Genomic DNA, 25,602 nt, shown 5'->3' on the forward strand with positions numbered 1-25,602 from the left:
GGTTGGTCGCTTCTGGCGATAGAGAGAAACGGGCAAAGGCTCAAGCCTCCGCCCGCCGTTTGGCGCCTGCGACCGATCGGGCGGTCAGAGCCGGCGCAGATAGGTCCAGGTCGGCACGCGGGCGTTGCGCGCCACCGAGAACGCCTCGGCATCCCCGATATATTCGAAGCCGCAGTTCGTGAGCACCCGCGCCGATTGCGGATTGTCCTGGAAGACCTCGGCGAAGATGGTGCGCGAGCCCTGCGGATTGGCCTCGATCAGCGCCCGCACCGCCTCGGAGGCGAAGCCCGCGTTCCAGAAGGCCGGCGCCACCCAATAGGCGATCTCGGACTGGTCGCGGTCCATCCGCTTGAGCGAGATCACGCCCAACACTTCCGACAAGCCCGAAGCGGAGCCGTCCATGACCCACACATCCTCGGACCGGCCCTCGGCCGTCGAGCGGGTGACAAAGGCCTCGGCCGCGCCCGGCGGCAGCGGGTGCGGGATGCCGCGCGTGCCCTCGGCCACGCGCCGGTCGCCCGCATACATTGCAAAGAGGCCCGCATCGGACTTGCGCACCGGGCGCAGCACGAGGCGGCCGCCGGCCGGATGGGCCTCCGTCGCCGGAAGCGTGGTCGAGATCATGTCAAGCGTCACGGGCTTCCTCCTCTGAAGCACTGGCACCTGGGACGGGAGCGGGCTGCTCCCGGCACGGGCTCCGCTCGCCGACCGAAGCCGGAAAAGCGGAAGGGGACCGGCTAGTGCCGATCCCCCCGTTACAGACGAACTGTGAAGGTCGGCTTACTCCGCAGCCTCCGCGGCCGGGAGCACGGAAATGAACGTGCGGCCCTTGAGGCCCTTCTTGAACTGGACGCGGCCTTCCACGGTGGCGAAGATCGTGTGGTCGCGGCCCATGCCGACGCCGGCGCCCGGGAACCAGGTGGTGCCGCGCTGACGCACGATGATGTTGCCCGGGATGGCTTCCTGGCCACCGTAGAGCTTCACGCCGAGACGACGACCCGCCGAGTCGCGGCCGTTGCGGGACGAACCGCCTGCCTTCTTGTGTGCCATGGATTGTTACTCCTTCGCGCTGGCGTTGTGAGCGGCGCGGCGCGCATCGGCGGTGCCGGTCGCGGCGGCCACGCCCGAGGCTTCGGCGCCCGAGGCGAGCACGTCGGTCACGCGCAGCAGGGTGAGCTGCTGGCGGTGGCCCTTGGTGCGCTGCGACGAATGCTTCCGGCGGCGCTTGACGTAGTGGATGACCTTCTCGCCCTTGATCTGGGCGATGACTTCCGCCTGAACCGCGGCGCCGGCCACGAAGGGCGCGCCCACGGTCACGGACTCGCCGCCGACCATCAGGATGTCGTTGAACTGGATCTTGTCGCCGGCTTCACACGCCAGCTTCTCGACGCGCAGCACATCGCCCGCCTGGACCTTGTACTGCTTGCCGCCTGTCTTGAGGACCGCGAACATGGGTCTTTCCTTCATTGCTCCGCGTCCTGCGGCCCCGGTGCGACCCGGCGTTCAGTGCCTTCGGACAGCGCACCCCGAGAGGTGTCATGGTGATTTGCCGGAGGCCGTCCCCAAGGGGCGATTCGCCAACGGATGCAGTGACCTGCCGGAGCACCCCGGCCAGGATGCGCGCTTATCTTAGAAAGTCCCTCTCGAGTCAAGCACTCCGGCCCGGTCGCGCCTCAGATGTCCTCGCCCTGCATCTGGCGCGCGGCGGCCCGGCCCAGGTCCCGGGAAATCGAAGAAAAGACCACGTCGAACGCGCGGAATGTCGCTCCGTTCAGCTTGCGCCCTGCCGGCGACTGCGAGAAGTCGATGTAGGCCCGCAGATCCTCGTCCGAAAGCGGACCGTAGGCCAGCGTCAGATAGGGAAACAGCCACTCCTCGGTCTCGCGCCGCACCTCCGCCTCCTGCGACCAGACGTCGGCCAGCATGTCTCCCTCGCCCATCGGCTGATCGAAGGCCGCGCCCTCGACGAGGCCGCGATAGAAGGCGAGGTTCGAATTGAGCGCACCGGCGACGTTCAACTCGATCAGGTCATTCGCTTCCGCGAACTCGCGCAGAAGCTCGAGCCTCGGGTCGTTCTTCGCGCTCATGTTCTCCACGGCCACCTTCGCGGCTTCCTCGGCCGCCTCGTCGAGCAGCGCACGCCGTGCCTCGATCTCGAGCCGCAGGATGTGCTGGCCCTTCTCGCTGCCGAAGAAGTCGAGCATCTGCCCGATGGCCTCGGTATCCGCGCCGATTTCTTCCTCGAAGGCCGTGTCGAACCGTTTGCGCATCGTGGCCGTATCGTAGATCAGGCCGACCACGGCCCGCCACCGTGCCCCGCCTCGCTCGGGGAAGAGCTCCGACTCGAGGCTCGTGCCATACTCGAGCCCTTCCTCGCGCATGATGGCGATGACGTCCCCGATCCGCAGGGCCTCTTCCAGCGCCGCCACCTGCACCGCGGGGGCGACCACGGCCTCTCCCTGCGGGCCCGGAACCGGCGCGGTCTGGGCAATGAGCGGCACGGGGGCGACAGCCACGCCGAGAAGGAGCACGAGGCGAATCAGCGACGAAGGGAGGACCATGGCAAGCCTCTGGGGGTGATTTCGCCCAGAGCTAGTGGCTCACCCGGCCCTTGCCAAGGGAAGAGCCACGCCCCCGTGGCGGCGCGGCGCGATACCGCCGTCGTTTTGACCCTTGCAAGCGTCCGCGAGCTTCGCTAAACGCCCCTCCACGACGACCCCTGACGCGGAGAGGTGGCAGAGTGGTCGAATGCGGCGGTCTCGAAAACCGTTGTCGGTGTGAGCCGACCCAGGGTTCGAATCCCTGTCTCTCCGCCATATCCTTACAATTTCGCTTATTTGCCAGTGACTTGCGGGGCAGTTTGTCAAACTGTCCTAAGAGGTTTGACAGTTGATATTCATCCTTCTTTCCTTTCGAGCGCAAGCATTCCCTGCGCTGCGAGTTCTTTTCGGCCTGCTGCGACCGTGTAGCGGGTCACTTCGGCAAGCGATCTATGGCCCGAGATAGCCATGATTTGATGAGGCGTGCATCCAGCCTCTGCCAAGCGGCGACAGGTAGCTTTCCGCAGCCCGTGCGGGGACAGCCCGTCAGGAAGCCCGGCTTCGCGCACCATGTCCCGGAACCAGTTCGTGAAACCGGGCGGCGTGAAGGGCCTTCCCTGCGCCGTCACGAGGAAGGCGAGGTTGTCCAAAGGCAGAGCGGCAAGGACCGTCTGCAACTCGCTGTGCAGAGGAATATGCACGTCCTGTCCCGTCTTCTGCTGCGTGATGGACAGAACATCTTTGCGGACGTGCTGCCGCCCCATGCGCGCAACGTCACTGCGCCGCTGTCCGGTATATAGCAGCAGCATCAGTGCCAAATGCGCCCGTGTGCCGGGCTTGTGATGTTCGAGAAAAGCCCCGATGTGCTCTTCTTCCCACGTTAGGAAGCCCACAGTCTTGTTGCGCACCTTCCTCACGCCTTTAGTCGGATCGTCATTGCGCCAGCCTAATTCTACGGCATGACGCATTAGAATATGAATCATCCGCAGCATGTTATTGGCCGCTGCCGGTGTCTCCGCTTTCTTTGAAACTAGCTTCTGGACGTGCTGCCGCTCCATCTCCTTAACGATCCGGTGCCCATGCTCAGAGCGGAAGCGTTCAATGATTCCGCGATAGGTCGCTTTTGTAGAATTGCTCAGGCCGGTGAAGTCCGAGGTTTTATAGTAGCTGCCAATCAGGGCTGAAAAGCTGCCGGGTGCGGCCTTGTTCTTTCCGATTTCCAGCTTTTCGCCTTTCTGTGCTGCTTCATAAGCGGCCATGAACTCAGGCGTCCAAGGCAGGCCGGGCAGCGGCGTGCTGGGAAAGCCGGGACGGCGGTAGTAGGCCCGCACCTTTCCATGCCGGTCTTCGAAGATTTTGCAGTATTTTGGCGGTTTTCTCAGCGTTTTCACAGATCGCTCCAACTGTTGTTGTCGGTAGCGGAATCCTCACCCGGAAGAGAGTCAAACGCCAAGTCCAAAGCGCGCACGTCCCAAATTTTGCGGGTGCCGACGCGCTTTGGGCCGGGCATTTCGCCAGCAATCACCATCTTGTCGAAGGTGGTGGGGCTTACGCCGATGTAGCCCGCCGCTTCCACGCGCGACAGCCCACGCCGAGTCGGCGGTGCAATCGGTGAAGAAGGGCGGGCTTCGGTTAGCATCGTGTCAGACCGCCGTGCCGTTCTTGATCGCGTCAGCCTCGGCAGCCGCCTTGACTTCCTCAGCAGTCGCAGCATGGGCGGCGTTGAGGTGGTCGAACTGGCGCGCCTGAGCGGGGTTGGCATCGAAGACCGCCCCCTTCGGCACGATCACGTCACCGGGAAGGATGATCTGAGTTTTCGCATACATCTTAGCCATTGGTCGTCATCCTCTCAGAAGCCCGACAGACGGACGCGGACGGTTGCGGTCGAGGCGGCGGCGGCAGCGACAGCCACGCCCAGTTTGATGTTGTCGGTCTCAGTGGTGGTCGCCAGTTCGGCTTCCGCGTCCCAGTAGATCGGCGCGCCCAGCGTCACGGCATCAGCGGCCACCTTCGGCAGTTCGAAGACGCCCGAGGTTGCAACATCAACTGCCGCGCCGCTGGCAGCGTCACCAGAGGCGATGCCCACGATTTCCCCGGCGATGACGGGTTGCCCCGACAGCACGGACGCGGGGGCGGGAATGGTGAGAGTGTCACCGGGTTGAACGAAGTTCTTCATGGTCAAAGTCCTTTCGAGGTCTGAAGGCGCACCAGCGCCATGCGCCCGCGTTGAAGCTGGGCAATTTCGGAGTCGAGCGCGGCAATCGCCCGCTCAATCTCAGCTTGCGACCGATACTGAACGGACTCGCCGTTCTGGTCGGTAAAGCTGCGGACGCCCGAGAACCGGGCATCCTGAAGTTGGTCGCGATATTCCCGAAGGCGGGTGACGCTGGTCATGATCAGATGCCCGTTGCGCGGTAAGCGCCGCGCCAGTCCAGCCAGCCGCAGCCGAAGTCCAGCCACGCCCGGAACTTCAGCCCCAGCGTATCCCAAGCCTCTTGCCGCTGGATTTGGACGCCCTGAGCGGCGGCAAGGTAGCCATATTGCAGCGACGGGACGCGGGCGGGATCGGCCAACAGGAACCAGTCTTGAGCCGACAAGCGCGGCTCCACGACCAGTTGCAGCTTGCCAGCGAAGACCGGCGCATCTTCGATGCTGGCCGCGTAGATCTTCGACAGAAGCTTTTCTGCCAAGGTTTCCATCACCGGCCCGACAACCAGATGCTTCGGCTTCGCGTCGATGATCGTCTTGCCGTCAAGGCCCTTGACCGTCCGCATGTGCTGCCGCGCGACGGACAGCCCTTCCTCGGTCAGTTCGGCTTCCGGGCCAGAGGCAAGGTTGCCCCGGCTGGCGTGGAAGACCGCCTTACCGTCCGACAGCTTGGGGTTGCCGGTCAGCAGCGCAACCAGTTCTTCCGCTTCGGTCTGAGCGGCGGCTTGCCCCATCGCGGCGGTCATGTCGCCCAGAAGGCCCAGATCATCGTCAATCAGCAGCTTGCGGCTGACATTGATCGCGCGACCAAAGGTCTTCAGGCTCATGACCTCGCCAGCTTCGGCGCGGCTGGTGTGCTTGAACTCGCCGTGTTCCGTCATCTCTTCGAGCCGCCCCATTTCGCCCAGGCGGATACTGGTCGAGGTCTTGAAGTTCGGAAGGGTGCGCTGACGTGCCAGAGCCTTCAGCGGGCTTTCAGCCGCCTGATAGGCTTGGGCCGCGACCTTGCCTATCGCGTTCGAGACCAGCAGGGGGAAGTCGCTGGTGCCATGCGAGGCACGGGTGAAGATGTCGTCAGCCGACAGGCCACGGGTCGAGACACCCGACCGTTGAAGCGAGTCAGCCGCCAGTTCACGCAGGGACATGCCCACGAACTCACGCGAGGCGTCGGGCAGATCGCCGCCAGCCATGCGGAACGCCAGAGCACCGGCAGCCCGCGTCTGGATTTGCGCGGGGTCGGTATGATCCTGACGGACGCGGATGCGGGGGGCCTGCCGGGTCAGCATGGCTTCCCGCGCCGCCTCGCGGACCTCTTCGTCAGTCACAGCTTCTTCCGAGAGGTCTTCGCCCCATGTGTCGGGCAGGTTGCAGGCAGAGCGCAGCGTTTCAATCAGCGCAGCGCGGGTTTCAAGATCAAAGGGCATTTCTGCGCTCCTATGAATGATTGCGTTTCGGTCGGCAGGCACCGGCACAAGGCTGACCTCCGAGAGCCGCCAGCGAATGGCGGTCTTGATCCTTGTGCCGTCAGGGTTTCGGGACTCGCTCCACGCGAGAACTTGATAACCGGCAGAGACGTGGCGGACGGTGCCGTCCTTCACGCGCTGGAAAATCGGTTCGATGTCATCAGCCATTCCGATGCGAAGCGTTGCGCTCACACTGGGGCCGTCGATGGTCAGGCCCGAGACGCGCCCGACAGTTTCACGGGCGGATTGCTTGTGATCGGTCAGCAAGGGCAGATCGTCGCTCGGATCGAAGATCAGCCCCGCAGGGTCGAGAACTTCAAGGAACGCCCCCTTGGCATCCTGACGCTTGACCGGAGTCGCGGTTGCGACAACAGCCCGGAAGGTGCGGGATTCTTCGTCCAGATCGCCAACGCGCGGCATTGCGCGGGTGAATTGATCGCCCGATTCAACATCAAGGCGCGTGGCTTTCGGTGCGCTGATAAGGCGTCCCGCCTTTGCGGGGTTTGCTGTGAGCCTTACGTTCATGATTGGATTCCTGTTTGTTCTGGCTTTATAACGCCAAAAGACAGGCCCAGTTCGGCTTCTCTGGTGCGGTCAGCGGCGATTTCTGCGTCCACTTGCGCAACGTCATAGCCAAGCTGGGCTACAGCCATACGGCGACTGATAAGGCCCATGTCCAGCATCTCGCGCGTAGCCTTGGCGTCGGACTCAGGGTCCACCCACTGAGGTTTGGGGAAGTGCCATTCAGCGGGTGCGGCAGGATCGGCGCTATTCGTGCCGCGCAGGCTTTCCAAAAGCTGCCATCGGGACCAAATGCGATTTAGCGCGGGAACGAGAACGGTGTGTTGAATCGCCTCAATATGAGACCGGAACTGGATCAAGGCAGTTCTGGCACTTGAGTAATTCACGCCGCGCATGTCGCCGGACAGAAGGAACTCGGGCACCTGCAATCCCGCCGCGATCTGGCGCAGCGATACGGCCACCAGATCAACCGCTTGGGCCATCTGTTGTGGCTGACTGAAGCGCACATCCCATCCAGCAGGAAGAACGCGCATCGCACCCGGCTCAATTGAAAGGTCCAGATCGGCGTTTTCGCTGTCAAATGGGTTAGGGCCAGTGCCGTTCTGGTCGATGATGAATCCGCACATCATCGCTTGAATCTTGGCATTGACCTGAAGGGCGTCCTGCAACTGGCTCAGTTCGTTCAGCGGCAGAATGACGGGCGCAAACCAGCTAAGGCCGCGAGTCTGCCCCGCGCCGAGCTTGCGGAATATGTGGATCACGTCCGCTACATCGACTCGGACGGGGGCGCGGAACGTCTGATATTGATCTGTCGGACGCGCAGGGCGGAAGTGATAGGCAATCGGCTGGTCATCGGCATCATATTCAATGCCCGCAGCGATGTAGCGCCCTTCGCCCAGTTCGAGGCTGTAGGACTCGTCCAGTTGCTCGGCAGGAACGTGCTGCAAGCGCAGCGCCCCTATATCGTCAGTCCGCAGGATCAGCAGGCTTTCGCCGTCCGTCACCAGCGCATCGGCAACTTCCGACAGCAGCGCGCCGAACTGATTAGCCTCGGCCCATTTGTTGAAGGCCGCGTCCTGTTCGTCTCGGTCAACAGGCGACAGGCTGGCAGCGGTGACGCCATAGCCGACAAGCGCAGTTTTCAGTATCTCGGCACCATTGCCTGCCGTGGGATCGTTGAAGCGCAGGTGCCGCGCCCGTCCACGCACTTGGGCCGCACCCGCCAGCACTTCCGACCCAGTAGCGCCAAACGCAGGTGTTGAAGGCCAGCGTTTGCCCGATGCGCCCTCCAGCATCCTGACCGCAGTCGGATGCTGTGCAGGTTGAGCGGTGCGGTTCAAGAGGCGCGACAGCAGGCCCATTGTTCAGCCCTCGGTCAGCAGCGGCAGGAGCGGTGCAACCAGCCGATGGGCTGGGATAACGAGAACGCCCAGTTCAGTTTCGTGGTCGAGTCCACGCTGTGCCGCATGGGCGCGCTCGGATACCTTGTCCGTCAGTTCCGCTTCCGGCCCGATGGTGACATAAGCTTGACGCTCTCCGGCCATGTCTTCGTTGAACCGAACTCGGACGATCCATTCTTCGCCCGCCGCCAGTGCTTCAAGATGCGTCGGAACCCGCCCGCCTTCCTTGGGGGGAATCGCCTTGTTGAGCGCGACGTTCACGCGCGCCAGTTCGGCAACGGACAGGCCACAACCTTGACCTGCCAGCAGCAGCCGTGCCCGCAGTAGTTCGAGAGGGGCATAATCACCGGGGCTTTTCGGGGTCGGGCCGGGGCTTACACGCAGTAGCGGTTTCATCGCAGGAGCGCGAAGAACGGCGTGAATTTTGGCGTCATCCCGCCCGGTTAGTTCGGAAAGACGGGCGGCGATCTCAGCAAGGCGCATGTCAGGGTCTCCTATGTGATGATGCCGATATACAAGTCTTGCATTTCCTGTGCAAGTGGTCTTGCATTAACCGTGTAAGACTGATAGGTAGAACTTGTTTGGAGTCCAGGGGTGAGGTGGGCGACTTCGGTCGCCCACCTTAGAAGCCGGTTGCTGAGGGTGTTTTCCTCCTTCTCCGCCTGCCGCAACCGGATTTTCCCGCCCGGTGATCTTGTTGGAGTCATCGGGCGGGTTTATTAAGAGGCGAAAGGATGAAGCCAAGCCCGCCAGAATGGCTATCAGAGACAGAGCGCCATGAATGGTTGCGCCTGTGGCGGCAATCATTCAATATCCTCAAGCGCCTGCCACCCGAAGAGCGCGCAAGAGGCATCACCTCCGCCTTCACGGGTCAGTTGGATGATGTTATCTAGGGCGATCCAATCAACCTAATGTGGTCTAGTCAGCCAAAAGTTCTTTTTAAAACAGCAATTTACACGTTGGAGAATCGCGCCCTTGGCGCTATCCCTCTTTTGCGAACTGCAGTCCAAAGGAGGGAACATGCAAACTCAGGGTCAATTCGCCCAAGTTGCTGCTAAGTGCATCTCAAGCGACAGCATTGAGCCGGACGCGCTCATTGCTGCGATTGTCGAAGCGGTCGAGCGCGGCGACACTGTCTTCCTAGCCGAAGCTGCCAGCGCAGCAATCGCTCATGTGGACAGCCTGCTTAACTGACCGTAAGACACTTAGAACGAATCACGCGAGGCGGCGCTTTCGGTGCCGCCTTGCTCGATAACTCATCCGCCTACTATCTTGGTCTCGCTTGGATTCATTCCAAGCCGAAAATAAGATCAGGAGCGCAAGCGCTCCTGATTGATTATTCTCTCGGGGCAGAGGAATCTGCGGCCCACTTTATGGTTTCCAAAAGTTCCGCGGGATAGGACGATTCATCTCGCCACCTATAATAGTGACCTTTCAGAATGGCTCTGAAATTCTCGCCCACGCCGGGGTTACTCTTGTCAATTGCTTCAACAAGAGCGCCGAACAATGTTGCGATAGACAGTCGCACCAATTGGTCGTCTTCCCATTTGGCTTCGCTCACTTTATTTAGCCCCCTAGCCATTTGCTTTTAATCACGACAGGCGGACGCTTCGGGGCAGCTTGACTCGCAAGTTCCTCAGCCCGCCTGTCCACACTCTGCCCGATCAGTTGCCGCACGGCCAGCGCATATACGCTGGCGTCCAGCGTCTCGGCCCTCTTGCCCTTGATCCGCTCGAACCGGGCTTCCGGCTTGCCGCGCACATAGCGCACCACGCGCCGCTCAGAGGCCAGTTGCTCAAAGAAGATCGGCAGCAGCGCGTCACCGAAGCGGATGCCCTGATTGCGGCCGACACGCGCGAACAACGCGGATTTCGCGGCATCGACGCCCACAATCCAGAGGTGCTGTCCCTTGGTGCCGGATCGCTGGAAGATCGGACGCGAGAACCCCGCAACGCCCTTGATCGGCACGACACGGCGGCCGAAACGGGGACGGCAGAAGCCCATGACGGTTTCGAGGTGCCCGCCGTCCGACGAGTCCACCGCGCAGGCGTCAATCCTGATCGTGCCGCCGTTCGGGTGCTGCCACGCCTCTTTCAGCAGGGAATCGAGTTCCTGCCAGATCGTTTCGCCGTCGATTGGCCCCCAGAAAACGCGATGATCGAGGATCAGCCAATCCGTTTCAGTGTGGCCCATCAGCACGATTTCTAGGCGGTCGTCTTGGCAGTCGACTCCTGCCGTGATCCAGAGGGTTTCCGGGGGCAGATTGTCTAGGTTGAAGGCTTCCCGCCGCGCGAAAAGTTCGTGTTCGTCGAAATCCTCGCCTTCGGTCTTCCACGGTTGGCCCAGGATCGTGTTTTGAAAAACCTGTAGCGTTTCGGGGGCACGCTTTGCCAGAAGGAATTCCGCCGCCAATTTGCCCCAACGGGCGTTGTGGTGCGGGCTGACAAGGCAATTGACCGCGAAACCTGCGTGACCCTTCACCTCGGGCGCGGTGGCCCGCCAGCGGCCTTGAGCGACCATGTGCGGCTTGAACCTCTCTTCCACGACACAGCCGTTGCGAGGGCAAACCCAATGCGCAGAATCCGGGTCATCCTCTTTCCACTGGATCGAAGCCCATGTGATTTCGCTATACTCGGCGCAGGAGGGACAAAGGCATTCAAAAACGCGCTTGTCCGACTGATCATAGAGGCGAGTAATCGGGCCAAAATCGAACACAGGAGTCGAACCTGCCAAAATCTTGCGGTCGCGGAAGGTGAGCGTGCGCATTTCCGCCAGCTTGATCGGGTCGCCTTCCTGCGTAATTTCGTATCCGTCTATTTCGTCCATCGCCAGAAAGCGCGTTGTGTGACGCCGCAGATTACGGGGGGATTTGGCGGCAAGGAATTTCAGGCTGCCGCCCGGAAAACGCCGCGCTAGCATTGTGCTGGAAGGGCCAAAGCTGCATTCTGCCGGGCAGCGCGGATGCGCTGGCCGGAATGTAAACGCTGGACTCGATCCAGTGGTAATCCTCCCCAAGGTTAGAGGGATGCGGAAGTAGAATTTTCTCGGCAGGATGGACGAGGAGATTCCGATGAAGAAGAGCCGTTTCACCGAAGCCCAGATCATGGGCGTGCTGCGTCAGGCGGAGGGCGGTTTGGCCGTGGCCGAACTGTGCCGCGAGCATGGGATCAGCACTGCGACGTTCTACAAGTGGCGGGCGAAGTATGGCGGCATGGACGCGTCCATGATGAGCCAGATGAAGGCCCTCGAGGACGAGAACCGGCGGCTGAAGCGCATGTTCGCCGACCTGAGTATGCAGGCCGACCTGCTTCGCGAGGCCCTTGGAAAAAAGTGACGCGGCCAGCTCAGCGCCGCGAGCTGGCCGAGAAGGCGGTGGCTGATGAGCGACAACCAAGTTGGCCGAAACCGTCAGGCAAGTTGGCCGCTGGGTTCAGCCGGAGGACGGGCGTAGCCCGTCCCGGAGGCTGAACCCAGCGGCTGGCCCTCGTTTCGGGGGAGAAGGGTAGGTGCTGGCCGCTGCGGGCCGGTAGGGTCGAGGTCTCTGCTACCAAACGGAGATCCGACCGTGCCGGGCAAACCCGTCACCGACCAGCAAGTGAGAGTCTACATGACCGACCGTCTCCAGCACAGCCAGCGTGTCGCCGCCGCCCGCGCCGGCTTCAGCGAACGCACCGCCCGCCGCATCGATGCCGATCCGCGCCTTCCATCGCAACGTCCGGCCCCCCGGGGCCGCACCGTGCCCGACCCGCTCGAGGCGGTGTGGGAACCGGTGCTGCTGCCGATCCTCGCGCGTGATCCAGCCGTTCAGGCCGTCACCCTGTTGCGGCACCTTCAGACGAGCGATCCGGAGGCCTTCCCCGACGACCGCGTGCGCCGGACGCTCGAGCGGCGCGTCCGCGACTGGCGTGCCCTGAACGGACCCGAGCGCGACGTGATCTTCCGCCAGACGCCGGAACCCGGCCGGATGGCGCTGTCGGACTTCACCGATGCGAACGAACTCTGCGTGACGATCGCGGGGCAGCCGCTTGAGCAGCGCCTCTACCACTTCGTCCTGGCCTACAGCGGCTGGGAACATGCCGCCGTGGTGCTGGGCGGCGAGAGCTTCCCGGCGCTGGCCGAGAACCTCCAGAACGCGCTCTGGACCCTTGGCGGAGTGCCTGGCGAGCATCGCACCGACAGCCTGTCCGCAGCTTATCGGAACCTCGATGCCGAGGCCGCGGCGGACGTCACCAAGCGCTATGACGCCTTCTGCGCCCACTACGGCATGCTCGCCAGCCGCAACAATCCGGGCGAGGCGCACGAGAATGGATCTGTCGAGGCCCACAACAACCACCTGAAGGTCGCCCTTGATCAGGCCCTGATCCTGCGCGGCTCCCGCGACTTCGCCGATCTCGCCAGCTGGCGCCGCTTCGTCGATGAACTGGTTGCTCGACGCAACCGCCGGCGCGAGTCCGCGGTGCGCATTGAGATGGCGGCGCTCAGGCCGCTGCCGGCCCGGCGCACCACCGACTTCACCGAGGTGGTCGCGCGGGTCACGAAGACCGGGGGGCTTCCTGGTCCACCAGGTCTTCTACTCGGCGCCCTCCCAACTGATCGGCAAGCGGTCGAACCGGAGGTTCGCCTCCGGCGAAACGGGTCCATGTCTACGACGACCGGATCGAGGCCTTTCTCGGAGCGACCCCTGTCGTCACGCACCCCCGCCGTCGTCGCGGCCGCGATGACGGCACCCGCGTCCACTGCGTCAACTATCGCCATGTCATCCACGCCCTGCGCCGCAAGCCGCAGGCGCTGGCCGGTTCCGTTTACCGCGACGGCCTGTTCCCGCGATCGGAATACGCCGAGGCCTGGGTCGCGTTGTCCGCCGCCTTGCCGCGTCGCGACGCCTGCCGTCGCATGGTCGATCTGCTGTGGCTCGCCCATGAGGAGGGCTGTGAGGCTGAACTGGCCGCGCTGATTGCCCAGACCCTCGGTCATGGCGAATTGCCCGAAGCCCATGCGCTAAGGAGTAAGCTGGAGCCGCGCCGGCGCGAGCTGCCCGACGACACGCCCGTCAACCTCACCGATCTCGCCCGCTTCGACGAACTGCTGGAGGCGCGCGCATGACCGCCGCTGCCCCGCGCCCCGTCGATGTGCATGCGTTGCCCGCCATGCTCACGGCTCTCCGCCTGCCCAGCATCCAGCGCCACTGGACGATGCTCGCAGACCGCGCCGACGCCGAGGGCTGGCCCGCGTCGCGCTTCCTCGCAGCTTTGGCCGAGGTCGAGCTCGCCGATCGCGATGCCCGCCGCATCCAGCGCCATCTGCAGCAGTCCGAACTCCCCGGCGGCAAGACGCTGGCAACGCTCGACTTCAAGGCACTGCCCGGCGTGACCCGGGCCCGCATCGAGGCGCTGGCCGCCGGGGATTGGGTTGAGACCGGCGCCAATCTCATCGCCATCGGCAACTCGGGCGCCGGCAAGAGCCACGTTCTCTGTGCCATCGGCCATGCTCTCGTCGAGGCCGGCAAGCGCGTCCTCTACACCCCCACCACCGACATCGTGCAGAGGCTGCAGGCCGCCCGCCGCGATCTGGTCCTCGAGGCCGCACTCGCGAAGCTCGACAAGTTCGACCTGATCATTCTCGACGACATCACCTACGCCCAGAAGGACCAGGCCGAGAGCTCGGTGCTCTTCGAGCTCATCGCCCGGCGCTACGAGACGCGAAGCCTCGCCATCGCCGCCAACCAGCCGTTCAGCGCCTGGAACCGCGTCTTCCCCGATCAGGCCATGACCGTCGCCGCCATCGACCGGCTGGTTCACCACGCCACCATCCTCGAGATGAACGGCGAGAGCTTCCGCCGCCGCGCCGCCGCACGACGCCGATCCTCCGAGCCTGTCGCTGCGCCGACAGCCTCCAGCGACAACATCGGCGTCGAAGCCACCGACAACATCAACGACAAGCTTAGGGAGATCAGCGCCGAGTAACACCAACGACCGCAGCGGTCAAAACCGGCCATCCTGGTTGTCGGTCACGGCCAAGAAGGTTGACGCTCTACAGGTGGCGACGAAGGGTGTGAGCATCGCGCTGGCCTGCCGGGCGTTTGGCGTCAGCGAGACCTGTTTCCGCTACAGCCCGAAGCGCGACGAAGAGAACGAGATGATCGCAGACCTGCTGGTCGGGCTGACCAATGTCCACAAGACCTGGGGGTTCGGGCTGTGTTTCCTGCACCTGCGGAACGTCAAAGGGCACGTCTGGAACCACAAGCGGGTCCATCGGATCTACTGCGAACTGGAACTGAACCTGCGCATCAAGCCGCGGCGACGGCTGAAGCGGGAGAAGCCCGAGGAACTGGCCGTGCCCGAGGCGCCGAACCTGGTCTGGTCGATGGATTTCATGGCCGATCGGCTGGCGGATGGGCGGCAGTTCCGGCTGTTGAACGTGCTGGACGACTTCAACCGCGAAGGTCTGGGTATCGAGGTCGACTTCTCGCTGCCCGCCGAGCGGGTCGTCGTCCGGTCGCTGAACCAGATCATCGAGTGGCGCGGCAAGCCCTTGGCGATCAGGGTGGACAACGGCCCGGAATACGTCAGTTCCACGCTGATGACCTGGGCTTCGAAGCAGGGCATCGCCCTGACCTACATCCAGCCCGGCAAGCCGCAGCAGAACGCTTACGTCGAGCGCTACAACCGGACGGTCCGGCATGAATGGCTGGACCTCTACATCTTTGAAACCATCGAGGAAGTGCAGCAGATCGCCACCGAATGGCTCTGGAACTACAACAATGAACGCCCCAACATGGGCATCGGCGGGGTCACACCTACCATGAAGCTGAAGATGGCCGCGTGAATTCTACGGCCGGATCCCGCTAAAACCGGGAGGATTACCCATCCCCCATCGGCTTCTTTCACATCGATATCGCGGAGGTGCAGACCGGCGAAGGGAAGCTCTACCTGTTCGTCGGCATCGACCGGACGTCCAAGTTCGCCGTTGCTCAACCCGTTGCAACAGCTGACAGAAAGACTGCCTGGGAGTTCCTCCAGCACATGCTCGAGGTCGTGCCCTACCAGGTCCACACGGTTCTGACCGATCGAGCCATTGGAACGCCATTGATGGAGTGGATGGCTCCCGCTCCCGGCATCGCAATGTGCCACATTGGGTGCTGTCACACGAACCCAGCAAGGGAGCCATCCATGAAGGAGATTACCACGGTCGGGCTGGACCTGGCCAAGAACGTCTTTCAGATTCACGGCGTCGATGCGGAGGGCGTGGTGGTGGTACGGCGCCAGGTGAAGCGGGCGCAGGTGTTGCTGTTCTTCTCGCGGCTGCGGCCCTGCCTGATCGGCATGGAGGCCTGCGCCGGAGCGCATCATTGGGCGCGCGAACTAGCCAAGTTCGGTCACGACGTCCGGCTGATCCCGCCGTCCTATGTCAAGCCCTTCGTCCGGCGCGGCAAGACGGATGGTGAGGAGGACCGTGGCGCCAGTGGCGCCGCGTAAGCCGACGAACGATGCCGAGGCCATCTGCACGGCCGTGACCCAGCCACCATGCGTTTCGTTTCGGTCAAGACCGCGGCGCAACAGGCGGTGCTGATGAGCCATCGGGCGCGGGACTTCCTAGTCCGCCAGTTGACCCAGCTTGCAAATGCGATCCGCGCCCATCTCGGCGAATTCGGCCTGGTCGTGCCGAAGGGCGTCCACAGTGAGGCGGGCCAGAAAACGATCCGGGGGATCGTTTTCCCGACGAACGAACCGCCTTGTCACCGAAGCCGAGGCCGCCGATCTGCCGGCTGAAGCCCGCGTGCCGCTTGACCTGCTTGCGCAGCAGTTCCGCGATACCAAGACGCGCATCGATGCCATCACCGCCGATCTCCGCCGCACGGCGGAGGCGGACGAGACCGCGCGGCGGCTGCAGGCAATGCCGGGCATTGGCCCCATCACGGCCAGCGTTCTGGCGGCCACACTGCCGGACGTGTCGGCCTTCCGCTCGGCCCGCGATCTGCCTGCCTGGCTCGGGCTGACGCCGAAACCGCATTCGAGCGGCGGCAAGGAACGGCTGGGGGCGATCTCGAAGATGGGCAATCGATATATCCGACGGCTGCTCTCCCTCGGGGCCATGGGGTGATCTCAACCCGCAAACGCACCGATCCCGGCGAGGATTGGCTGGGGCGCATGCTGGCGAAGAAGCCGCTGAAGGTCGTGGCCATCGCATTGGCCAACCGCATGGCGCGACAGGTCTGGGCAATGCTGAGAACGGGCGAGAGCTGGTGCGTTGCATGACGAGACTGAACGCAGGACCGACACGGCCCTGAACGGAACGACGAGGGCAAGGTGAGATGATGGCACACTGACGGAAACGAGGAAGGGACACCCCGTTCGGACCGGAGCGCATCAAGCGCGTGCCATTGATAGGGACCCGACCTCACGCGGACGTTCATCAGGGCGCGCGGGCAAACCGCAATCGAGACGCCGAATACATGGCCGCACCCGACCAATTGCCGAAGATCGCCGACCCCCTTGTCACGCGGGAGCCATCCATACATGGTCCGAGAGACAATGGCGAGGGGCATCCAGTTCGCCGAGCAGCCCCGCAACCGGAACACCATCTACTCCCGGCCAATGCGCGTCGACATGATCTGCGAGGCGAACGGGATCGAGCACAGACTAACCAAACCCAACCACCCGTGGAGTGAGGCGGGGCAGAAAACGATCCAGTCGATCGTTTTCCCGCCGAACGGCCAGGTCGAGCGGATAACCGCACGCCTCAAGGACGCCACCGTCAAGCGCTTCCACTACGAGAACCACGACCAGCTGCGAACACACCTCGCCGACTTCCTGGCAGCCTACAACTTCGCCCGCCGACTGAAGACACTCGGCGGCCTCACGCCCTACGAATACATCTGCAAAATCCGGACATCAGACCCGGACCGATTCATCCTTGATCCGATCCACCAGATGCCGGGACTGAACAGCTAGACGCGGCGCCTGCTGGGCATGAGACGGTCGGCATAAACCGGATGGACCACGCCGGAACGACCGCCGAGCCAGCCCGCAGCCGCGCCCAGCAGAAGCGCCAGGAACCCCGAGAGCGCGCCGGTCGCCACCGCCGATGATGCGGTGTCGGCCGCTTCAGTCAACCTCTGCTGCGCCTGATCGACCGTCTGCTGATACTGCTGCTCGAGCTGCGCAACCTGCTGTTCCGCCTCCGGCAGGGGAATCCCCCGCGCCTCGGACAGGGCCTGCGCCGCCTGCTGCCGCGCCTCGGCCGCGCCGGACCCGTCGGAGGTCACGACGCGCCGCATGGCATTCACCGCGCGCGCATCGAGCGCCTCGGGATCGGTGCCGCTGGCGCGGACGCCGCGCTCCAATTCCTCCAGCGGATTGGCGTCCTGCAACATGGGGCCGGCCATCTCGCTCGCGGCCTGCCCGATGCCGCCGACGGCGCTGGAAATGCCGCGGAAGGTGCCCCCGACGACGCTGCCGATCGAGGTGGACACGAGGTAGAGCACCAGCAGCGTCGTCAGCGCCCAGGTCGTGAGGCCATGCAGCGCCCCGGTCGTCGCCACGGTCTTTCCCGACATGCGGGCCGCGATGTAGCCGCCGACGAATGCGGCGATGATCCCCGAGAGGGCATACCAGATCGCCGAGACGATGGAGAAGGTGGAGGCCTGCGGGTTGTCGCCTGTACCCGGGTCAAGCGTCGCGGCACCGATGCCGACGCCGAGCATGGTCAGCATCACCTGCACGACCAGCGCGAGCACCACGCCCGCGAAGATGGCGCCCCAGGAGACGCGGTTGATCATGATCGTATGCGCGTCCTCGCTGGCGCTGGGACGGTCTGCCTCGTGAAGGGAGGGCCGGGACGTGGTCGCGTCACTCATCTCGCACTTTCCGTTCATTATTTTGGCCCTCTTGGGGCCGCCAATGGGAAAGCGGCTCCGGGAAGCCGCCGCTGGCTTATCCGGCCCAATGTCCGGGAGGCCGAGTGTTCTCCGATGTCTGGCCCTTCGGGCCGCAGGCGCCGACGGGGAAGATCCTCCCGCACCGCGTACCTGACATGGTAAACACGCTGTCCCCGATGGAATGTTCCCGGCGAGGGACGTTCATTCTCGAGACTGGTTCCGGCTGCAGGGGACGCATACCAGCGCCGCGATGGCGAGAGGTGCGATCATCGCCGACGCATCGTTGATCGCCAGTGTCAGCCGAGGGCGCCAACTCCGCCGAGCGGCTTCGTCGTCGGTAGAGTTTTGCAGTGCAATGCCGCACCACCGTCAGGCGGCTCACCGCCCTCCTCGCTGACGCGGGTGCTGTCGTGGTTCGAGCAGAAGGCGATCGTGATCCTGCTCACGCGGCTGGCGCTGGCGGGCAATGACATCCGCGCGGGACCGACGGCGCCGGGCTTCCTGACCCCCGGCCTGATCGCCACACTCGACGCCAAGTTCGGTCTGCGCCTGATCTCGACGCCCGATCAGACGCTGGCGGAAACGCTCGGGGCCTGAGACCAGCCTGTCCCCGTCGCGCGCTCCGGCCGCGCGGCGGGTCCGCGCCGCAGACCGCGATGCCGTCAGTCGGTGACCTTCTTCACGAACTGCGACTTGAGGCCGATCTGCCCCACGCCCGGTAACCTGCAGTCGATGTCGTGGTCGCCGTCGACCAGCCGGATCCCGCGCACCTTCGTGCCGACCTTGATCACCTGCGACGAGCCCTTGAGCTTCAGGTCCTTGATGACGGTGACCGTGTCGCCATCCACAAGGAGGTTCCCGACGCTGTCGCGGACCTCCGCACCCGACTCCGGTGCGGCGTCCGCCGACCACTCGTGCCCGCACTCCGGGCAGGTCAGCAGGGAACCCGCCTCATAGGCGTAGGGGGAGCGGCATTCGGGGCAAGGTGGCAGAGCACTGGTCATGGCCGGGGCCTATAGCGGGGCGGGCCGATGAAGGACAGGGCAAAGTGGGTTTCGCGCGCGGCGAGCCGCCGTCGTGGAGCGTGCCGGGGTCGCAGGCGGGGAACTGGGCGGGCGCGCAGGTGGTGAACCACACCGAGGAGGGTGATGCGGCCATGGTCTGGAAGGCACCGACGGACCAGAGGTTTGACTGCGCCACCACCGGCCGGAACCGCCGGATGCCCGTTGACGTCGACGGGCTGAAGTTCGTGAGCTTCTTCCCGCCAATGAAGGACTGATGGGGTCCTTGAGATCGGTGCGCTCTTTGACATTGTGAGTTGGTTTCCGCGCAGCACTCTGTGTGCTCCGGCTGCCCCGGCTTCCGTCACCTCTGCCCGTGTTGCCCGATCCAGTCCGTCAGTTCCTTGATCTCCTGGGTCTGGTCATCGATCATCTTCTGCGCCATCGCCTTGATCGTCTGGTCCTTGCCGTGCTGCTGCACGGTGCGCACGATCGAGATGGCGCCCTGATGATGCGGGATCATTCCGCAGGCGAAGGCAAGGTCGGGGTCCCCGATGGCCATGGCCATCATCATCGCTCCCTGCATCCTCTGCATGACCGCGCCGAAGCCCTCCGAGGCGGCCCCGCCGCCGTGGCGCATCTGCATCATCCCGCCATGATCCATCATGCCGCCCCGCGATGTCTGGCAGGCCGCGGGAAGCGCCGCCGCGTCACCGGCCGAGGGCGCGGGCACATCCTGTGCCAGCGCAAAAAGCTCTCATGCGCGGGTTGGCTACCGCATGACCGTGGTTTTGTCTCGGGGCTGCCTCGCTCCAAGTGTCGAGCCTCGACATGGTCGGCTCGTAACAGGGCACGAGGGTTCCCCACCGCGTTCCGCCCCCAACCCTGCGCATCGGAAGGGTCGAAGTGTCCTTTCTCCGTCCTGCGCGTCAGACCCGCACGGGCGCCGACCTCGGCCACCACCGTCACCGCCACGATGAACGGTTCGGCATGGTGCCGCCACTGATGGAGTGGATGGCTCCCGCTCCCGGCATCGCAATGTGCCACATTGGGTGCTGTCACACGAACCCAGCAAGGGAGCCATCCATGAAGGAGATTACCACGGTCGGGCTGGACCTGGCCAAGAACGTCTTTCAGATTCACGGCGTCGATGCGGAGGGCGTGGTGGTGGTACGGCGCCAGGTGAAGCGGGCGCAGGTGTTGCTGTTCTTCTCGCGGCTGCGGCCCTGCCTGATCGGCATGGAGGCCTGCGCCGGAGCGCATCATTGGGCGCGCGAACTGGCCAAGTTCGGTCATGATGTCCGGCTGATCCCGCCGTCCTACGTCAAGCCCTTCGTCCGGCGCGGCAAGACGGATGGTGAGGAGGACCGTGGCGCCAGTGGCGCCGCGTAAGCCGACGAACGATGCCGAGGCCATCTGCACGGCCGTGACCCAGCCCACCATGCGTTTCGTTTCGGTCAAGACCGAGGCGCAACAGGCGGTGCTGATGAGCCATCGGACGCGAGACTTCCTTGTCCGCCAGTTGACCCAGCTTGCGAATGCGATCCGCGCCCATGTCGGCGAATTCGGCCTGGTCGTGCCGAAGGGCGTCCACAGTGAGGCGGGCCAGAAAACGATCCGGGGGATCGTTTTCCCGACGAACGAACCGCCTCGTCACCGAAGCCGAGGCCGCCGATCTGCCCGCTGAAGCCCGCATGCCGCTCGATCTGCTGGCGCAGCAGTTCCGCGATACCAAGACGCGCATCGATGCCATCACCGCCGATCTGCGCCGCTCGGCGGAGGCGGACGAAACCGCGCGGCGCCTGCAGGCAATGCCTGGGATCGGTCCGATCACGGCCAGCGTTCTGGCGGCCACACTGCCGGACGTGTCGGCCTTCCGCTCGGCCCGCGATCTGCCTGCCTGGCTTGGGCTGACGCCGAAACCGCATTCGAGCGGTGGCAAGGAACGGCTTGGGTCCATCTCGAAGATGGGCAACCGATACATCCGACGGCTGCTTTATCTCGGGGCCATGGGGGTGATCTCCACCCGCAAACGCGCCGATCCCGGCGAGGATTGGCTGGGACGCATGCTGGCGAAGAAGCCGCTGAAGGTCGTGGCCATCGCATTGGCCAACCGCATGGCGCGACAGGTCTGGGCAATGCTGAGAACGGGCGAGAGCTGGTGCGTTGCATGACGAGACTGAACGCAGGACCGACACGGCCTGAACGGAACGACGAGGGCAAGGTGAGATGATGGCACACTGACGGAAACGAGGAAGGGACACCCCGTTCGGACCGGAGCGCATCAAGCGCGTGCCATTGATAGGGACCCGACCTCACGCGGACGTTCATCAGGGCGCGCGGGCAAACCGCAATCGAGACGCCGAATACATGGCCGCACCCGACCAATTGCCGAAGATCGCCGACCCCCTTGTCACGCGGGAGCCATCCATACACGGTCCGAGGCCCATGCCGAACCCCCTCATCGCCTGCACGGCCTCGACCACCGGCGCCAGGCTCCAGCCCGGCATCAGGTCGGCGATCTGCCTGGTGAGCCGCTCGATGCGGGCCTCGGCATCGGTCACGGCATGGATATGATCCTGCAGCACAACCTGCTGCGCCGGGTGCGCGAACCGCACCGTCGTCAGCCAGCGGCGATAGGCCTTCGTCCAGCCCTTCTTCCCGGGATAGATCCGGCCGTGCCGCAGGAGGAAGCCCTGCAAGTGCTGGCGCGCCTTGCCTGCGACCCGCACCGCCGTCGCACGTGTCCGGACCAGATCGCGCATCGCCTCGTGCGCCGCGTCGGGGCTCCGCCCGTTCGGGGCTGAATTGATCCACGGGATCAATTCCGGGACGCCCCTCACCCCAAACGGCCGTCAACTCGCCCGCCCGATGCAGCTTCGCCAGCATGGTCGCGTCGCGCCGGTCGGTCTTCACCCGGTCGCCCGCCTTCACCGGAATGAGCGAGGGCGCGACGACCATGCAGTCATGCCCGAGTTCGGTCAGCTGGCGATGGAGGCCATGGCCGCAAGGCCCCGCCTCGTAGCAGAAATGGAGCCCCCGTCCGTCGCAGCCCAGCTTCTCGGCAGGCCTGCGGACGTGATCGGGCCGGTTCTGGATCGTGCCCCAGTGCCGGACCTCGCCCCCGCGTTCTCCTTGCGCTACAGCCACCGAGATCGTCGCCTTGTGGACATCCAGCCCGATGAACGTGCTGTCCTGCATGCGGTCTCTCCCTCGTTCTCGAGGCTCGGCACCAGACCAGCCCGTCTGGCGCAACCCTCGAAGGAGAACGCCGCGGAAGAGGCCACCGATCCGGTCAGGTCACACCGCGATCATGGGGTCTATGCCGCCGTCGCCAATTAGTTCAGCCTGAACAACGCGATCAGGCGGCCGCGAGGCTGTGCCGCTGAGTCTTGCCTGCCGGAGCACCGCCAGGATGAGGGGGATGACGGCGGCAAGAAGAGCCCTCAGATGGGCGAGGATCTTGCGGATGTTGTGGCCGCAGCCGCAGAGGACGGCGAAGAGCGCGTCACCTAGTGTCCCTTTTAGTGGTGACCACGCTGACCTTGGTGCCGAACTCGTAGCGCACCCGAGCGTTCGGGCTTCGCAACGCTCCACTGGAGCGTTGCGCGGGCAAGCCCGACAGCCCTCACCCCTTCGAGATGCAGTCGACCTCCGGCTCATGCAGCCCGCAGGTCTTGCCGGGGTCCTTCGGCCGCTGGTGGAGCAGCCGCGAGACCAGCACGAGCTTGTCGAGCACCCGCTCGCGCAGCGGCCCCTCGGGGATCTCGTCGAGCTGCCGCCGGATGCCCCGCATCACGCGGCCGGTGTAGCCTTTCAGCGTTCTCAACGCCTTGCGCATGCGCCGGAACTGCTTCGCATGCGCACATGTATCGACCCGGCGGAATCTGCACAGGTTAAGTCGTTAATGCGAATGCCATGGCGGGTGTTTTCATGTCCAGCGCCTGATGTGGGCGGCGGTGATTGTACAACTCGATCACACAACACCCACGGGACGGAGGAGCGGACGCTTCTCTATCCCTGGCATCCATGGGCAGGCTGTCGGGTCTATGTTCACGAGGCCGTCGAGAAGGCGGGCGAGGCGAGATTTCGCTGCAGTCTGACGGGTGTTGCCTCCGCTCGCGCTCTTGAGGTTCCGGCCTGGATGTTCGACCGGGCAGCCAGTCACCACTGGGTGCTGAAGACGGCCCCGATCGCATCGATCGGGGCTTTGGCGAGCTTGGCAGCTCTGCTGAACGATACGGCGGACGCGGGCGGCGGGCCATCTGGATCGCGGGATTCGGGCGCAGGATCGACCTCCTTGAATGCGATTCCGGGAGATGCCCATGCCGCGCCGAACGATACCGCAGCAACTCGACCTCTTCGATCCGCCCTGCGCCGCCGGATCGCTTCCATTGCCGGACTGGAGGAGCCTGCCCGACGAGACGCAGGCGACGCTGACCGGGCTGATGGTCCGCCTGATCCTCGACCATGCCGACGGCGCGGACGGGCAGCGGAAGGAGGCGGGACATGATGCATGAGAAGATCGGGCCGCATCACCTGGAGCGCAAGGCCATCCTCTATGTGCGGCAGTCCTCGGCCCATCAGGTTCTGCACAACCGCGAGAGCAGCACCCTGCAATATGCGATGCGCGACCGGCTGGTGGCGTTCGGCTGGAGTTCCATCGAGACCATCGACGAGGATCTCGGCCGCTCGGCCGCGGGCGGTGTCGCGCGGGCCGGCTTCGACCGGATGGTGGCCGAGGTCTGCTTGGGCAAGGTCGGTGCGGTCGCGGCGCGCGAGGTGTCGCGCTTCGCCCGCAACAGCCGCGACTGGCAGCAGCTGATCGAGATGTGCCGCGTGGTCGACACCGTGCTCGTCGACCAGGAGACGGTCTATGCTCCGCGCCAGGGCAACGACCGCCTGCTTCTCGGCCTGAAGGGCAGCCTCAACGAGTACGAACTCGATCTGCTGCGACAGCGCTCGCTCTCGGCGCGGTACGAGAAGGCCCGCCGCGGCGAGCTGATCGTCGCCGCCCCGGTCGGCTTCGTGAAGGCCGGCGACCGGCTGGAGAAGGATCCCGATCGTCGCGTGCAGGAGGCCATCAGCCTCGTCTTCGACAAAGTGGCGGAACTCGGCAGCGCCCGGCAGGCTCTGCTCTGGTTTCTCGAACATAGTCTGGAGTTGCCGGCCAGGCGCGCCAACGGCGACGTCTTCTGGCGCAGGCCGACCTACGCCTCCATCCACCGGATGATAGCTAACCCGGCCTACGGCGGCGCCTACGCCTATGGCAAAACCCGCGTGGCGCCGAGGCACGGTGCCGCCATCGCGCGCTCCGGCAGCCGCCGCAAGCCGCGCGGCGACTGGCTTGCGCTGAAGCCCGGTGCGCATGAAGGTTATGTCGGTTGGGAGCGGGCAGAGGCGATCCGCACGATGGTCAGCGACAACATCCCCGCAAGCCGTCACCATGGCGCGCCCAAGCACGGCGATGCCCTCCTCGCGGGCCTGTTGCGCTGCCGGCGCTGCGGTCGCAAGCTGACGATCCGCTACACCGGAGCCAGGCACGACATCCCGCGCTATTCCTGCTGGCGCGGGCTGCTCGACAACGGCGAGCCACGCTGCATCGCCTTCGGCGGCCTGCGAGTCGACGATGCCATCGAGGAAGCCCTGCTGCAGGTAGTCGAACCCGGCGCCATCGCTGCCGCCGCCGAGGCAGAGGCGCAGGCTGCCGACCGATGCGACCAGGTTCGCGAAGCTCTTCTGCGCGATCTCGAAGCGGCCCGCTATCATGCCGATCGGGCGTTCCGGCAGTACGATGCCGCCGATCCAGCGAACCGGCTGGTGGCGGCGGAACTGGAGACGCGCTGGAACCGCGCCCTGAAGCAGGCGGCCGACGTCGAGGCCAGAATCGCGATGCATGATGACACAGCGCCCGGACCTTCCTCGCTGGCGGTGCTCGACGCCACCAGGCTGGCCGGGAACCTTCGAGCGATATGGGCCGCCCCCACAACGGATGCACGGCTGAAGAAGCGTATCGTCCGTGCCGTCATTCATGAAGTGGTTGCCGACGTTGATAACGGCGCGTCCGAGATCGTCCTGCTGATCCATTGGATCGGCGGCGCGCACACGGAGCTTCGATTGCCGAAGCGGCGGCGGGGACAGCGCAACAGCACCGCCCCCGAGATCATCGTCGCGGTGCGCCACCTAGCGCTCATCGCCTCCGATGATCTGATTGCCAGCATCCTCAATCGAAACGGTCTGCTGACCGGCCATGGCAATCGCTGGACGCGTGAGCGCGTCACCGCATTGCGCTCGCATCACAGGATCCCGGTGTTCCGCCTGGCCCCTGACGGCATCGAGCCGTGGCTCAACCTGACCGACGCAGCGCGCTTGCTCGGTGTATCGCCGAAGACCCTGAGGATTGCGGCCGAAGCCGGAGTGGTAGAGGGGAACCACCCCCTGTCCGACGGCCCGTGGCTCTTCCGGCGGTCCGAACTCGCCACACCACAGGCACAGCAAGTCGCGGAGCAAGCCAAGCGGAAGGCAAAACACCCCGCAGGACCGCATCATGACCAGAAAAACCTATTCCCCTCAACGACATAGAGAGATGGG

24 protein-coding genes, 1 tRNA gene and 9 pseudogenes are annotated in these 25,602 nt (G+C 64.5%); 15 read left to right on the forward strand and 19 right to left on the reverse strand.

The window, feature by feature from the left end:
• Positions 1–84: 84 nt before the first annotated feature.
• From LV780_RS16990 to LV780_RS17005, 4 genes are all read right to left on the reverse strand, one after another.
• Positions 85–636: a GNAT family N-acetyltransferase gene (locus LV780_RS16990; protein ID WP_011910688.1), complete on the reverse strand. Its 552-nt coding sequence runs from the start codon at positions 634–636 to the stop codon at positions 85–87.
• 144 nt (positions 637–780) lie between these two features.
• The gene (gene rpmA / locus LV780_RS16995; RefSeq protein ID WP_011910687.1) at positions 781–1,050 is read right to left on the reverse strand and encodes a 50S ribosomal protein L27; all 270 of its coding nucleotides are present in this window, start codon (positions 1,048–1,050) and stop codon (positions 781–783) included.
• A 6-nt stretch (positions 1,051–1,056) separates the two neighbouring features.
• Positions 1,057–1,452, reverse strand: coding sequence for a 50S ribosomal protein L21 (gene rplU, locus LV780_RS17000; RefSeq protein WP_044249353.1), 396 nt, complete (start codon positions 1,450–1,452; stop codon positions 1,057–1,059).
• 221 nt (positions 1,453–1,673) lie between these two features.
• Positions 1,674–2,561, reverse strand: coding sequence for a DUF2059 domain-containing protein (locus LV780_RS17005; protein WP_101342004.1), 888 nt, complete (start codon positions 2,559–2,561; stop codon positions 1,674–1,676).
• Between the two features lie 165 nt (positions 2,562–2,726).
• Here LV780_RS17005 and LV780_RS17010 point away from each other — a divergent pair.
• A tRNA-Ser gene (locus LV780_RS17010) sits at positions 2,727–2,816 on the forward strand.
• 80 nt (positions 2,817–2,896) lie between these two features.
• Here LV780_RS17010 and LV780_RS17015 read toward each other — a convergent pair.
• The 8 genes from LV780_RS17015 to LV780_RS17050 are packed head-to-tail and all read right to left on the reverse strand — an operon-like array spanning position 2,897 to position 8,616.
• The gene (locus LV780_RS17015) at positions 2,897–3,931 is read right to left on the reverse strand and encodes a tyrosine-type recombinase/integrase (RefSeq protein ID WP_146172341.1); all 1,035 of its coding nucleotides are present in this window, start codon (positions 3,929–3,931) and stop codon (positions 2,897–2,899) included.
• Complete coding sequence (locus LV780_RS17020) at positions 3,928–4,179, reverse strand: helix-turn-helix transcriptional regulator (RefSeq protein WP_108222611.1); 252 nt, start codon at positions 4,177–4,179, stop codon at positions 3,928–3,930. The genes LV780_RS17015 and LV780_RS17020 overlap by 4 nt, the downstream gene beginning before the upstream one ends.
• A 4-nt stretch (positions 4,180–4,183) precedes the next feature.
• Positions 4,184–4,375: a hypothetical protein gene (locus LV780_RS17025; RefSeq protein WP_108222610.1), complete on the reverse strand. Its 192-nt coding sequence runs from the start codon at positions 4,373–4,375 to the stop codon at positions 4,184–4,186.
• Positions 4,376–4,389: 14 nt separating this feature from the next.
• A complete protein-coding gene (locus LV780_RS17030) occupies positions 4,390–4,716 on the reverse strand; it encodes a DUF2190 family protein (RefSeq protein ID WP_108222609.1) in 327 nt (108 codons plus the stop codon).
• Positions 4,717–4,718: 2 nt separating this feature from the next.
• Entirely contained in the window at positions 4,719–4,934 is a 216-nt protein-coding gene (locus tag LV780_RS17035) for a phage head-tail joining protein (protein ID WP_108222608.1), read from the reverse strand.
• 2 nt (positions 4,935–4,936) lie between these two features.
• Positions 4,937–6,736, reverse strand: a complete 1,800-nt coding sequence (locus tag LV780_RS17040; RefSeq protein WP_108222607.1) for a phage major capsid protein — start codon at positions 6,734–6,736, stop codon at positions 4,937–4,939.
• A complete protein-coding gene (locus LV780_RS17045) occupies positions 6,733–8,094 on the reverse strand; it encodes a phage portal protein (RefSeq protein ID WP_108222606.1) in 1,362 nt (453 codons plus the stop codon). The genes LV780_RS17040 and LV780_RS17045 overlap by 4 nt, the downstream gene beginning before the upstream one ends.
• Positions 8,095–8,097: 3 nt before the next feature.
• A complete protein-coding gene (locus LV780_RS17050) occupies positions 8,098–8,616 on the reverse strand; it encodes a hypothetical protein (RefSeq protein WP_146172340.1) in 519 nt (172 codons plus the stop codon).
• Between the two features lie 537 nt (positions 8,617–9,153).
• Between LV780_RS17050 and LV780_RS17055 the strand changes: the two genes are divergently transcribed.
• Positions 9,154–9,327 carry a hypothetical protein gene (locus LV780_RS17055; protein ID WP_181318583.1) on the forward strand — a complete coding sequence of 58 codons (174 nt, stop codon included), beginning with the start codon at positions 9,154–9,156 and terminating at the stop codon, positions 9,325–9,327.
• Between the two features lie 372 nt (positions 9,328–9,699).
• On the opposite strand, the gene LV780_RS17060 is transcribed toward LV780_RS17055, so the two are convergent.
• On the reverse strand, positions 9,700–11,223 hold the full coding sequence (locus LV780_RS17060; RefSeq protein WP_181969643.1) for a terminase gpA endonuclease subunit: 1,524 nt from the start codon (positions 11,221–11,223) through the stop codon (positions 9,700–9,702).
• On the opposite strand from LV780_RS17060, the pseudogene LV780_RS17065 reads away from it, so the two are divergent.
• The 7 genes and pseudogenes from LV780_RS17065 to LV780_RS17090 all read left to right on the forward strand — a co-directional run.
• Positions 11,204–11,511, forward strand: a pseudogene (locus LV780_RS17065) (transposase); the annotation flags it as partial. The gene LV780_RS17060 and the pseudogene LV780_RS17065 overlap by 20 nt on opposite strands.
• A gap of 187 nt (positions 11,512–11,698) precedes the next feature.
• Positions 11,699–13,236, forward strand: a pseudogene (istA, locus tag LV780_RS17070) (IS21 family transposase).
• The gene (gene istB / locus LV780_RS17075; protein ID WP_101339570.1) at positions 13,233–14,096 is read left to right on the forward strand and encodes an IS21-like element helper ATPase IstB; all 864 of its coding nucleotides are present in this window, start codon (positions 13,233–13,235) and stop codon (positions 14,094–14,096) included. The pseudogene istA and the gene istB overlap by 4 nt, the downstream one beginning before the upstream one ends.
• A 73-nt stretch (positions 14,097–14,169) precedes the next feature.
• Positions 14,170–14,958, forward strand: a pseudogene (locus LV780_RS17080) (IS3 family transposase); the annotation flags it as partial.
• Between the two features lie 44 nt (positions 14,959–15,002).
• Positions 15,003–15,209 (forward strand): annotated as a pseudogene (locus LV780_RS22175) (IS481 family transposase); the annotation flags it as partial.
• 93 nt (positions 15,210–15,302) lie between these two features.
• Positions 15,303–16,388 (forward strand): annotated as a pseudogene (locus LV780_RS17085) (IS110 family RNA-guided transposase).
• Positions 16,389–16,643: 255 nt separating this feature from the next.
• A pseudogene (locus LV780_RS17090) lies at positions 16,644–17,084 on the forward strand (integrase core domain-containing protein); the annotation flags it as partial.
• On the opposite strand, the gene LV780_RS17095 reads toward LV780_RS17090, so the two are convergent.
• Positions 17,081–17,989 carry a PhnA-like protein gene (locus LV780_RS17095; protein ID WP_181318599.1) on the reverse strand — a complete coding sequence of 303 codons (909 nt, stop codon included), beginning with the start codon at positions 17,987–17,989 and terminating at the stop codon, positions 17,081–17,083. The pseudogene LV780_RS17090 and the gene LV780_RS17095 sit on opposite strands and share 4 nt — an antisense overlap.
• Positions 17,990–18,442: 453 nt before the next feature.
• Between LV780_RS17095 and LV780_RS17100 the strand changes: the two genes are divergently transcribed.
• A complete protein-coding gene (locus tag LV780_RS17100; protein WP_205025773.1) occupies positions 18,443–18,607 on the forward strand; it encodes a hypothetical protein in 165 nt (54 codons plus the stop codon).
• Between the two features lie 65 nt (positions 18,608–18,672).
• Here the strand turns inward: LV780_RS17100 and LV780_RS17105 are convergent, their stop codons facing one another.
• Positions 18,673–19,014, reverse strand: coding sequence for a zinc ribbon domain-containing protein YjdM (locus tag LV780_RS17105; RefSeq protein WP_011910666.1), 342 nt, complete (start codon positions 19,012–19,014; stop codon positions 18,673–18,675).
• Positions 19,015–19,058: 44 nt separating this feature from the next.
• Between LV780_RS17105 and LV780_RS17110 the strand changes: the two genes are divergently transcribed.
• Complete coding sequence (locus LV780_RS17110) at positions 19,059–19,289, forward strand: type I-E CRISPR-associated endoribonuclease Cas2 (RefSeq protein WP_108222781.1); 231 nt, start codon at positions 19,059–19,061, stop codon at positions 19,287–19,289.
• An 86-nt stretch (positions 19,290–19,375) separates the two neighbouring features.
• Here LV780_RS17110 and LV780_RS17115 read toward each other — a convergent pair whose 3' ends face one another.
• Positions 19,376–19,744, reverse strand: coding sequence for a DUF305 domain-containing protein (locus tag LV780_RS17115; RefSeq protein ID WP_108222780.1), 369 nt, complete (start codon positions 19,742–19,744; stop codon positions 19,376–19,378).
• A gap of 353 nt (positions 19,745–20,097) precedes the next feature.
• Between LV780_RS17115 and LV780_RS17120 the strand changes: the two are divergent.
• Positions 20,098–21,185: pseudogene (locus LV780_RS17120) on the forward strand (IS110 family RNA-guided transposase).
• Between the two features lie 156 nt (positions 21,186–21,341).
• On the opposite strand, the gene LV780_RS17125 reads toward LV780_RS17120, so the two are convergent.
• Entirely contained in the window at positions 21,342–21,776 is a 435-nt protein-coding gene (locus tag LV780_RS17125) for a hypothetical protein (protein ID WP_205029387.1), read from the reverse strand.
• Between the two features lie 202 nt (positions 21,777–21,978).
• On the opposite strand from LV780_RS17125, the gene LV780_RS17130 reads away from it, so the two are divergent.
• Positions 21,979–22,353 (forward strand): hypothetical protein, encoded by a 375-nt coding sequence (locus tag LV780_RS17130; RefSeq protein WP_205029386.1) that lies wholly within the window; start codon positions 21,979–21,981, stop codon positions 22,351–22,353.
• A 39-nt stretch (positions 22,354–22,392) separates the two neighbouring features.
• On the opposite strand, the pseudogene LV780_RS22180 reads toward LV780_RS17130, so the two are convergent.
• Positions 22,393–22,539: pseudogene (locus tag LV780_RS22180) on the reverse strand (IS5/IS1182 family transposase); the annotation flags it as partial.
• Positions 22,540–22,546: 7 nt separating this feature from the next.
• Positions 22,547–22,891, reverse strand: a pseudogene (locus tag LV780_RS22185) (hypothetical protein); the annotation flags it as partial.
• Between the two features lie 445 nt (positions 22,892–23,336).
• On the opposite strand from LV780_RS22185, the gene LV780_RS17140 reads away from it, so the two are divergent.
• Complete coding sequence (locus LV780_RS17140; RefSeq protein ID WP_146172366.1) at positions 23,337–23,531, forward strand: hypothetical protein; 195 nt, start codon at positions 23,337–23,339, stop codon at positions 23,529–23,531.
• Positions 23,521–25,593: a recombinase family protein gene (locus tag LV780_RS17145; RefSeq protein ID WP_108222794.1), complete on the forward strand. Its 2,073-nt coding sequence runs from the start codon at positions 23,521–23,523 to the stop codon at positions 25,591–25,593. The genes LV780_RS17140 and LV780_RS17145 overlap by 11 nt, the downstream gene beginning before the upstream one ends.
• The last annotated feature ends 9 nt before the right edge of the window (positions 25,594–25,602 follow it).

The sequence above is a fragment of the Cereibacter azotoformans genome (assembly GCF_021391315.1).
GTDB classification, from domain to species: domain Bacteria; phylum Pseudomonadota; class Alphaproteobacteria; order Rhodobacterales; family Rhodobacteraceae; genus Cereibacter_A; species Cereibacter_A azotoformans.

Coding starts and splice junctions, on each gene's coding strand:
- rpmA (WP_011910687.1), bottom strand. CDS start 1,050: ATGGCACACAAGAAGGCAGGCGGTTCGTCCCGCAACGGCCGCGACTCG.
- rplU (WP_044249353.1), bottom strand. CDS start 1,452: ATGTTCGCGGTCCTCAAGACAGGCGGCAAGCAGTACAAGGTCCAGGCG.
- LV780_RS17005 (WP_101342004.1), bottom strand. CDS start 2,561: ATGGTCCTCCCTTCGTCGCTGATTCGCCTCGTGCTCCTTCTCGGCGTG.
- LV780_RS17020 (WP_108222611.1), bottom strand. CDS start 4,179: ATGCTAACCGAAGCCCGCCCTTCTTCACCGATTGCACCGCCGACTCGG.
- LV780_RS17025 (WP_108222610.1), bottom strand. CDS start 4,375: ATGGCTAAGATGTATGCGAAAACTCAGATCATCCTTCCCGGTGACGTG.
- LV780_RS17030 (WP_108222609.1), bottom strand. CDS start 4,716: ATGAAGAACTTCGTTCAACCCGGTGACACTCTCACCATTCCCGCCCCC.
- LV780_RS17035 (WP_108222608.1), bottom strand. CDS start 4,934: ATGACCAGCGTCACCCGCCTTCGGGAATATCGCGACCAACTTCAGGAT.
- LV780_RS17040 (WP_108222607.1), bottom strand. CDS start 6,736: ATGAACGTAAGGCTCACAGCAAACCCCGCAAAGGCGGGACGCCTTATC.
- LV780_RS17045 (WP_108222606.1), bottom strand. CDS start 8,094: ATGGGCCTGCTGTCGCGCCTCTTGAACCGCACCGCTCAACCTGCACAG.
- LV780_RS17050 (WP_146172340.1), bottom strand. CDS start 8,616: ATGCGCCTTGCTGAGATCGCCGCCCGTCTTTCCGAACTAACCGGGCGG.
- LV780_RS17055 (WP_181318583.1), top strand. CDS start 9,154: ATGCAAACTCAGGGTCAATTCGCCCAAGTTGCTGCTAAGTGCATCTCA.
- istB (WP_101339570.1), top strand. CDS start 13,233: ATGACCGCCGCTGCCCCGCGCCCCGTCGATGTGCATGCGTTGCCCGCC.
- LV780_RS17095 (WP_181318599.1), bottom strand. CDS start 17,989: ATGAGTGACGCGACCACGTCCCGGCCCTCCCTTCACGAGGCAGACCGT.
- LV780_RS17105 (WP_011910666.1), bottom strand. CDS start 19,014: ATGACCAGTGCTCTGCCACCTTGCCCCGAATGCCGCTCCCCCTACGCC.
- LV780_RS17125 (WP_205029387.1), bottom strand. CDS start 21,776: ATGCGCGATCTGGTCCGGACACGTGCGACGGCGGTGCGGGTCGCAGGC.
- LV780_RS17130 (WP_205029386.1), top strand. CDS start 21,979: ATGCCCGAGTTCGGTCAGCTGGCGATGGAGGCCATGGCCGCAAGGCCC.
- LV780_RS17140 (WP_146172366.1), top strand. CDS start 23,337: ATGCCGCGCCGAACGATACCGCAGCAACTCGACCTCTTCGATCCGCCC.
- LV780_RS17145 (WP_108222794.1), top strand. CDS start 23,521: ATGATGCATGAGAAGATCGGGCCGCATCACCTGGAGCGCAAGGCCATC.